The organism is Paraburkholderia fynbosensis (assembly GCF_902859935.1).
GTDB lineage: Bacteria > Pseudomonadota > Gammaproteobacteria > Burkholderiales > Burkholderiaceae > Paraburkholderia > Paraburkholderia fynbosensis.
In genome coordinates, this window is record NZ_CADIKI010000058.1 from 1 (window position 1) to 8,566 (window position 8,566).

Annotated in this window: 8 protein-coding genes; 3 read left to right on the top strand and 5 right to left on the bottom strand. The window is 62.6% G+C overall.

Annotation, left to right across the window (positions count from 1 at the left end; genetic code table 11):
• Window positions 1-169: 169 nt before the first annotated feature.
• Window positions 170-1,534, bottom strand: a complete 1,365-nt coding sequence (locus HV770_RS37840) for an MmgE/PrpD family protein (RefSeq protein ID WP_175166505.1) — start codon at window positions 1,532-1,534, stop codon at window positions 170-172.
• Between the two features lie 111 nt (window positions 1,535-1,645).
• On the opposite strand from HV770_RS37840, the gene HV770_RS37845 reads away from it, so the two are divergent.
• Window positions 1,646-2,578 carry a LysR family transcriptional regulator gene (locus tag HV770_RS37845; protein WP_175166506.1) on the top strand — a complete coding sequence of 311 codons (933 nt, stop codon included), beginning with the start codon at window positions 1,646-1,648 and terminating at the stop codon, window positions 2,576-2,578.
• A 3-nt stretch (window positions 2,579-2,581) separates the two neighbouring features.
• On the opposite strand, the gene HV770_RS37850 is transcribed toward HV770_RS37845, so the two are convergent.
• The 4 genes from HV770_RS37850 to HV770_RS37865 all read right to left on the bottom strand — a co-directional run bounded on the left by HV770_RS37850 (window position 2,582) and on the right by HV770_RS37865 (window position 6,977).
• The gene (locus HV770_RS37850; protein ID WP_175166507.1) at window positions 2,582-3,436 is read right to left on the bottom strand and encodes a fumarylacetoacetate hydrolase family protein; all 855 of its coding nucleotides are present in this window, start codon (window positions 3,434-3,436) and stop codon (window positions 2,582-2,584) included.
• Window positions 3,437-3,447: 11 nt separating this feature from the next.
• Window positions 3,448-4,659, bottom strand: a complete 1,212-nt coding sequence (locus tag HV770_RS37855) for a porin (protein WP_175166508.1) — start codon at window positions 4,657-4,659, stop codon at window positions 3,448-3,450.
• A gap of 88 nt (window positions 4,660-4,747) precedes the next feature.
• Entirely contained in the window at window positions 4,748-6,073 is a 1,326-nt protein-coding gene (locus HV770_RS37860; protein WP_175166509.1) for an MFS transporter, read from the bottom strand.
• A 52-nt stretch (window positions 6,074-6,125) separates the two neighbouring features.
• Complete coding sequence (locus tag HV770_RS37865; protein ID WP_175166510.1) at window positions 6,126-6,977, bottom strand: TauD/TfdA dioxygenase family protein; 852 nt, start codon at window positions 6,975-6,977, stop codon at window positions 6,126-6,128.
• A gap of 255 nt (window positions 6,978-7,232) precedes the next feature.
• On the opposite strand from HV770_RS37865, the gene HV770_RS37870 reads away from it, so the two are divergent.
• The gene (locus HV770_RS37870; RefSeq protein ID WP_175166511.1) at window positions 7,233-7,649 is read left to right on the top strand and encodes an ester cyclase; all 417 of its coding nucleotides are present in this window, start codon (window positions 7,233-7,235) and stop codon (window positions 7,647-7,649) included.
• A 2-nt stretch (window positions 7,650-7,651) separates the two neighbouring features.
• Entirely contained in the window at window positions 7,652-8,158 is a 507-nt protein-coding gene (locus tag HV770_RS37875) for a MarR family winged helix-turn-helix transcriptional regulator (RefSeq protein WP_246291631.1), read from the top strand.
• Window positions 8,159-8,566: the final 408 nt, after the last annotated feature.

Here is an 8,566-nt window from a genome sequence, read left to right on the forward strand (position 1 = left end):
ATCAGTGCTTTCTGCGCCTCACTGTAATAAATCCGGCGTCGCTGTTTCATTTGCAACACTCCCACTGCTCACGCAGCTTCTAGTGTGTTGCATCCACCGGTTGAATCCGCCTCTTCTTTCAGCCGCTCGAATTTGAATTCGACACTGTCATCTTCGACATAGAGCAGAGCTAACTCGAGGTGGAGAAATTGCCTACTTCGATAACCTCGCTAAATCTGCGTCTGCTTGCCTCGTTACTGCACAAATCCACGACCTGGCGGAGCAGCGATGCATGCGCAGAGCGACTGTCCGGCGTTCGCCATTCCTTTGAGACGGTCTCGGTCAAGGAGACCGTCCTGTCGAATGAATAGCTCAAAGCCGACGGCGCATCAGACAGTGCCCTGATTGCGCGACCGTCACGTAGACCGATGTCAATCCAGCAATGGAATGGCGCGAGTGCTTCGTCGGCGACGACGCTGATCCGGCGGCTCGACGCATGCAACGATGGAGCACCGCTACCGGGGGCGAAATCGGCGAGCGTGAGCGTGTCGTTTTCAAGCGCGCATTGGAGCATATAAGGCGCGCTCATGATGGCGCTCGCCGCGCTGTCGAACGGACCGTGCCGGTCGATGCCCGGATAGCCTGCATACGCGGGATGAAGTGCGAGCGTCAAGCGTTCGACGTCGGCTGCGTCGAAACCTTCGCGATGTTTGCAGTCGAGCAGGGTCTTGACGGGCATCTGGTTGATCGTGCAACCGGGGAATGGCTTGAACGTCACATTCTCTATTTCGCTGGTTGCCTCGCCGTTCCATTGCCAGTCGGGAACCGCGCCTGCGAACGCCCGGTAGAACCCGTTCGGCCCTTCGAGCGCGAAACGCGCGCCTGCCATGCCGCCTTGCGCCAGCAAGGCAGCCACTACGCCCGCGTAGCTCGCGATGCCGACCTGCATTAGCCACTCCGGTGTGCCTTCCGCCCAGCACTGCATCGTGCCGCCACAGAACTGGCTGGCGATGGACAGGGCCGCCGCACATTGCGACGTATCAAGCCTGAGCACGCGCGCCGCGCCCGCAGCTGCGGCGAATACGCCGTAGAGCGATGTGCCGCGAAACCCGCGTTCGCCGCTTTGCATCGCCGCCGGTTGCGCGATTAACGGCGCGACGTCGTACGCGCAAGCCAGCGCGGCGCAAACGTCACCGGCGTTGGCATCGACCGATTCTGCCAGCGCGAACACGGCGGGAATGGCGACGCATCCGATATGGCCATTCATCGCTGCGTGCGTGTCGTTCTGGCCGCGCGCGCTGATCAACGCAGCGTTCCGGAACGCTGCATCGGCGGGAGCGAGCCGCGCGCCTGTGCGCCAGCAGACGGCGTCTCCCGGCGCCGCGTGTAGCGCTTCGAGCGAAACGCGTATTGCATCGGCTTGCGGAGCAGCGAATCCGACGCTCAGATTGAACAGCAGGCAAGCCCGCAGTTTCTCTCTGACGGGTTCGCTCAGCGTTTGTGCTTCGCTGGTCGCGACGAATGCTGCAAGTCTTTCAACGTAAGTGGCTGGCATGCTTGTCTCCTGTCCGACAAGCATACGTACTAGCGCCTATTCAAATAAGCCGGAAGTTCCGATACCGTTCGATCGGTCATTCCGATCGTTCCATGCTTCCGCATTTTGCATATGAGCCGCCTGAACCTGAGCAATCTCGAGACCGTCTGCTGTATCGCGCGCGTCGGCACCTTCTCCGCCGCAGCAGAGCGGCTCAACGCATCGCAGCCCACCGTCACCGGACGCGTGCGCGAACTGGAGCAGTCGCTGGGCATCCAGTTCTTCAGAAAACGCGGGCGCAACATGGAACTGACGGAAGAGGGACGGCAATTCATCGAGCGCGTCGAGCCAATCGTCGCGCAACTCGAACAGGCGGTTTCGACCCATGCGGATACAGCGTCGGCGCGCGGCACGCTGCGTCTTGGAATCGGCATTGTCACCATGACTTGGTTCGGCGACGTGCTGGCCCAACTGCGGCGCGACATGCCGCTCGTGCAGTACGACATCGACACCGATCTCAGCATGAACATGCTGCACAAGCTGGAGTCAGGCAAGCTCGATCTCGCGGTGGTCGCGGGGCGCATCGAACATCCGGTGCTCGCCACCGTGACGCTCGCATCGGAAGAACTGCGCTGGATCATGGGCGCGCCGGTGGGTGCATTGCGCGACGCATCGATGCACGCCACCAGCGCGACGGACGACATCGTCGCGCGACTCGACTCGCGGCCGCTATGGTTCGTGTCGCGACCGTCCGATTTCTTTCCGCGCTCGCTCGACACGCTCAAGCAGCGCGGCGCCACGCGCCTTAGCGTGAACACGTGCAGCAACATGATCGGCATGTTGCAGATGATCGAGCACACCGGCGGGATCGGCCTCGTTGCGCTGGCGCTCGCGAGGCCACTGCTTCAGTCAGGACGCGTGATCGATCTTTCCGCGGGGCTGCCGTCCGAGTGCTATGACCTGACGCTCGTCTATCGAACCGACGAACGTCAGTCGATGATCGGGCGGGTGGTAGACCGTATCGTCGAACGCGACGCGCAACGTCGCCAGTCCCGCATGGCGTAACGGCTATTCGTCCACTACTTCATTGCGCAGCACGCCTATCCCCGAGATGTCGATTTCGACTACATCGCCAGGACGCAGCCAGCGCGGCGGCGTGCGGCGCGCTCCGATGCCCGCAGGCGTGCCTGTCGCAATCACGTCGCCGGGTGCAAGCGGCGTGAAGGTCGACGCATAGGCGACCAACATGCCTACAGAGTGGATCAGCTCGCCTGTCGACGCCTGCTGCATCACCTCGCCGTTGATGCGCGTGCGCAGCTCGCACCGGGTGGGATCGTCAATCTCATCGGCCGTTACGATCCACGGGCCTAATGATCCGCTCGCATGGAAATTTTTGCCCGCCTCGATGGACTGCTTTTGGAAGTCGCGCACGCTGCCGTCGTTGAAGCACGTGTAGCCGGCGATATGCCGCGCAGCGTCGGCCACGTCGATGTAACGCCCTGGCTTGCCGATCACCACAGCCAGTTCTCCCTCGAAGTCGAAGTGGGATGACACACGCGGACGCACGAGCGCGGCACCCGGCGCCACGAGCGAATCGGCGAAGCGGCTGAAGAAGATGGGCGCGGCAGGTTCGGTCATGCCGATCTCCTGCGCATGCTCGCGGTAGTTTCCGCCGACCGCGAGCAGCTTGCGAGGCCGTAGCGGAAGCCGCCATTCAACCTCGCTCGCGCGCAGCGAAGGCGGCGCATCTGTGATTGCAGTTGCCACGTGATCGAGTGCACCCGCTTCGAGCACCGCTTCGAGCGTCGCATAACGTCCATCCGTGGCGGCCCGTCCATTGACGATGTCGCGACCGTGCGCGTCGGGCGTGACGAGCACGCCCCACGACAGATCGTCCGTATGCCTGTATGAAAGCAGTTTCATCGCGTCCTCGCCTAGAAGCGGTGCCTCAGACCGACGCTCACACCGGCTTCGGTGCATGTCGACGACGGTGCGTTGAGCGTGATCTGCGCGATTGCGTCCCGTGCCGAGCCGATTTCGTAAGCCGCGGCGATGTAGACGTCCGTGCGCTTCGACAGAAAGTAATCGTTCGCGATGCCGACCTGCCACCAGTGCGGCGATGTATGCGTCGCGCCACTCTGAAACCGCGCGCCCGAATACGTCACCATCATGCCGGTGTAGTTGGCGGGCGTGGCCTGATAGGTCAGATTGATTTCGGCGACGTTAAGCGCGAGGCTGCCGCTTCCGTTCAGTCTCGTGGCGCTCGCGCGCGTCACGGTGTTGTCGTCGAACAGCGTGCGCGAGACCACTGCGCCGATGCTCCAACGATCGAGCGTGTAAAGCGTCGCGATCATTCCCGTCTTCTGCGTGCCGGCGGTCAGCACCGCAGCCGATGACGCTGTGCCCGACAGGGTCGTGTCCACCTGCTTGACCCACAACGGCAACGCGGACTGATAGTCGCCCACCACGGCGCCATTCGTGTTCGATACAGCATCGGGCCGGTCGATCTGAGTGTAGCCGACGGACAGCGTGAGGCCGTGGCCCACGTAGCGGATCGCGCCGCCCCATTCGCGATTGTTCGCGAAGCCCGCGCCGGCCGGCCCCTCTGCCTGGTTGCTGAACGCGTATTGCAGCTTGTAGGTGATGCCGCCGTAGTTCGGGCTTTCGTAGTCGATCGCATTGTTGAAACGCGTCGTCCCACCGAGCAGATCGAGATCGAGCGGATGCACCATCAGCGACGTGCCCCAACGCAACGCGGCGGTCAGAAAACCACCGTACAGCGCGAGTGGCGTGTACTGGCGGCCGATCAGCAGCGTCCCGTAGCCATCGCCCGATAAGCCGATGTAGGCCTGACGCCCGAACATGCGGCCGTTTTGCAAGGCCGCGCCGCTCGCCGAATTGAAGCCGTTTTCGAGCACGCCGAGCGTGCGCCATCCTCCGCCGAGATCTTCGGTTACGCGCATGCCCCAGCGTGTGCCCGACAGCTTGCCGGAGGTCATCTCCACGTTGCTGCTGCCGTGCTGGTTGCTCGACCAGGTTATTCCGGTATCGATCAGCCCGTAAAGCGTGACGCTCGTTTGCGCGTGCGAAAGTTGCGCGCAGGTCGCCCCGAGCGCGAGCGCACAGAGGCGCTGCACCTTGATCATGATGTCTCCAGTCGTTGTTGTATGCGGACGGCCATGTGGCGGGCGACGCCCCATGGCGAATGCGGTGTAAGCGGTGTGGCGCGTGCGACTAGCGCCTTTCGTGCAGCGATTGCGCGGGGATCAGCAGCAGTACGATCAGTACGGCCGCCATCACGACAGCCGCGACCACGTACAGGCCGCCCGCGACGCTGCCGGTGTGTTGCTTGACCTGCCCGATCACCATCGGCGCGAGCGAGCCGGCCAGTTGCCCCAGTGCGCTGATCATCGCGAGGCCGCCCGCTGCCGCCGTGCCCGACAGATAGGCAAGCGGGATAGTGAAGAACAATGCGGCGATGCCGAGGAAGCCGATCGTCATAAAGGTGATCGCCGTCAGAGTCAGCGTCAAGTCGTTCATGACAAAAGTCAGCGCGACGAGCGAGATCGCCGCGAGCGTGCCGCATGCGGCCCAATGCCATCGGCGTTCGAGCCGCATATCCGAACTGCGGCAGATCAGCAGCATGCAGACCGCGCCGATGGCGTAGGGAATCATCGAAAAGAGTCCGACGTTAAAGACGTTGGCGGCGCCCGCCTGCCTGATGATCGCAGGGCTCCAGTACGTGATCACATTTGCGACCCACGGAACCGCCGTGTAGACGAGCGCCGCAATGTAAAGCCGCGGTGTTTTCAGTGCGACGCCGAAACGATGCGACGCCGCGTCGCCGCCTTTAGCCAGTTGCTCGGCCGCAAGCGCACCGGTGATCAGCGTTTTTTCCGCGTCCGTGAGCCAGCACGCGTCCGCGGGTCGCTCCGTTAGGAAAAAGTAGAGCAGCGCGCCGACGATGATCGACGGTATGCCCTCGATGACAAACAGCCAGCGCCACGCATGCATGCCGCCGACGTCGTTCATCGCGTGCAGGATCCAGCCGGAAAGCGGACCGCCGACGAAGCCGGACACGGGTACCGCCAGCGCGAAGATGCCGATCACGCGCGCGCGCCGTTTCGCCGGATACCAGTGCGTGAAAAACAGCAACGCGCCGGGGAAAAAGCCCGCCTCGGCTGCACCGAGCGCAAGACGCGCCACATACAGATGCGCCGGAGTCTGCACCGCGAAAGTCAACGTCGAAACGATGCCCCACAGGATCATGATGCGCGAGAGCGTCTTGCGCGCGCCGATCCGCACCATCAGCAGGTTGCTGGGCACTTCAAAAAGAACGTAGCTGAAAAACAGCAGCCCGATCGCGAAGCCGTACTGCCCGTCGGTCAGTCCGATGTCCTGGCGCATCTGCAAATGCGCGAAGCTGATGTTGACGCGGTCGATGAACGACAGCACGAAGCAGCCGAACAGCACCGCTGCAATGCGCAGATCCACCTTGCGGTAGGCGCTGCGCTCAACCATCGAAAGATCGGCCGGAACAGAGGTGGAAACCGTGCTCATTGATATGTCTCCTCGCAATGCACTGCGGTGCATTCTGGGCAGGTTGTTCCGGTTAAACCGTTTCGACGACTGCGGTCCAGCGCAATTCGCGCCGATGCTCGCTCGATTCAAATGGTGTTGCGCGATGCATGGTGACGCTGTTGTCCCATATCAGCAGGTCGTCGGCGTGCCAGTCGTAGCTGAGCATAAAGCGCGGCTGCGTCGAATGCGCGGTGAGTTCGTCGATCAACGCGCGACCTTCGTCGTCGGGCCAGTTGGCGATATGCGATGCGCTCGACGACAGGTAAAGCGCACGCCGTCCGGTCACTGGATGACGCCGCACGAGCGGATGCCGGACCGGCGGCGCCGCACGCCGTTCTTCATCGGTGAAGCCGGTGAAACCGCACTTCGCGCGCTGAACGAACACACTGTGCACGACTTCCAGCGAGGCGAGTTCTGCTTGCCGCGCAGCCGGCAACGCGTCCCATGCGGCGCGCATGTCGGCGTATTCGGTCGGCGGCGGCTCGGGCGGCAGCACGCGCGCGGACAGCAGTGTGATGCGCGCGGAGCGCGCGAGAAACGAGAGATCCGCGTGCCATAGCAGATTCGAATCGCCGTAACCGCGCGCCGTTGCGTCTTTCACGTTGCCTTGCACGTCGATGTTGCCGACGTCGTTCAGCCGCCGGTCGGCGAGGCGCCGCCGCGATGCGTCGAGGATGGACTGATGGATCGGGCCGAACCGCCCGGCCAGCACGAGTTGCACGTCGTCTTCGAGCGGCATCTGGCGAATGCCTACCACGGCGTACTGCGCGAGCGCCTGGTTCAGTAGGGCGAGCGTGGCGTCTGATCGTATCTCGCCTGCGTGCAGACCGCTGATCACGGCGCCGAACTGACGTTCTGCGGGACCGATGGGTTCGATAAACATGCACTGTCTCCGGTTGTCGCTGTTTTTGATTGGCGGGCGCTGCGATGGCCAGCCCGTCTGATAACAATGCGAGTGTAGAAACGCCGGAAGTCTGGAACAAGTGGGAAATCCCGATGCGCCTCTATCGGACTTTCCTATCCTTCCCCGTTGCGTCAATGCAACCACACGACACGCAATTCCCACATATACAGCTATGCTGTATATTATCACTCTGCTTTGGCCGCACCCCCGCGCGCCAAGACCTTTCTTGTGACCATGCATTCCGACAATCCGAAACTCGTCGTCCTGCGGTTCAACCGCGAAGTCATCGAAGGGGGCAATCGCGCATCGTTCGACGCGCTGATGGCCCCCGACTTTGTGAACTGGTCGGCGCCCGATGCGTCGCTTCGTGGCGCTGAAAACATGTGGAAAACGTTCGACAGCGTGCTCCGCCCGGCCTTCGATGGGCTGCGGGTCGAGATTCACGACCAGTTGCTGGACGGCGACAAGGTCGCGACGCGCAAGACGATTTCCGGTAAGCACACGGGGCTGCTGCTCGGCATAGAGCCCATCGGTCAGCCGCTCTCGATCGACGTCATCGATATCGTGCGCGTCCGTGACGGCCAGTACGTCGAACATTGGGGCATCAACACGCTGGCCGCCGTCATTGCGCAACTGCGCGGCAGCGAATGAAAATGGCCGTCGATCACGATGTGCAGCAGCGGTCCAAAGCCGCTGAAAACGAGGTCATGCTTCTCGCAGAGTCCATTCGCGATGTCGTGGGACGTTTCGTGCGATCGGTGCGGGAGCACAGCGGCACGCGTTCGACCGCGCAGAACGAAACGCTGGCCTATGTGGAGCGCAGCGGGCCGGTCAGCATCTCCGCGCTTGCGGGAAGCAGAGGCGTGACGCACCGGACGATGCGCCTCATTGTGATGAAACTCGTCGATGCAGGACTGCTCAGTCTAATGCGGGATGCCGAGGATGGACGCGCCTATCTCGTGCATCTGACGCATACAGGCAGAGCGCAATTGCGAAAGGACAGGAAGGCGAGAACGCACTGGCTCACAGCTGAGCTTCTCTCAAAGACGAGCGATGACGAGCGTAAGGTGCTTGGCGATGCCGTTCATGTATTGGGCAAGATTGCGCGGATATCGGGCGTCAAGTCGACAGACGTCGGGCATGGCTCGCTTAGCCGATAAACTTCGTTCTGCCGCGCCCCTCGCAACTGGCGTTTCGCTAACCGGATACGTATGAGTGGCGGGCGCAGCAAGCCAACGTTGAGCCGATCGATGCATACAAATCCCGTAGTCCACCCAAGCCGGAGCACTACGACCCGCTTCGTATGACCGGTTCGACCCGGCATCGGCCTGTCATAGCACGCGGGGCCGACAGGCCGATTGGGGTCGGGTGCGTCAGCCCGCTCTTCAAATTCATCGCCGGAAAGCGGCCAGTGGAATTCCGCTTCCCGGAAGCGGCCAGTCGGCAGTGCGTACTCCCGACCCAGGCCGTGTGGAAACTCGACGGAGTTGCAATCCGACGGGGAAACCTGGCCCGTCGGCGCGTTTGGCTGTCTTTGGGGGTGTCGCGGCGATGACGAGACGCTGAAC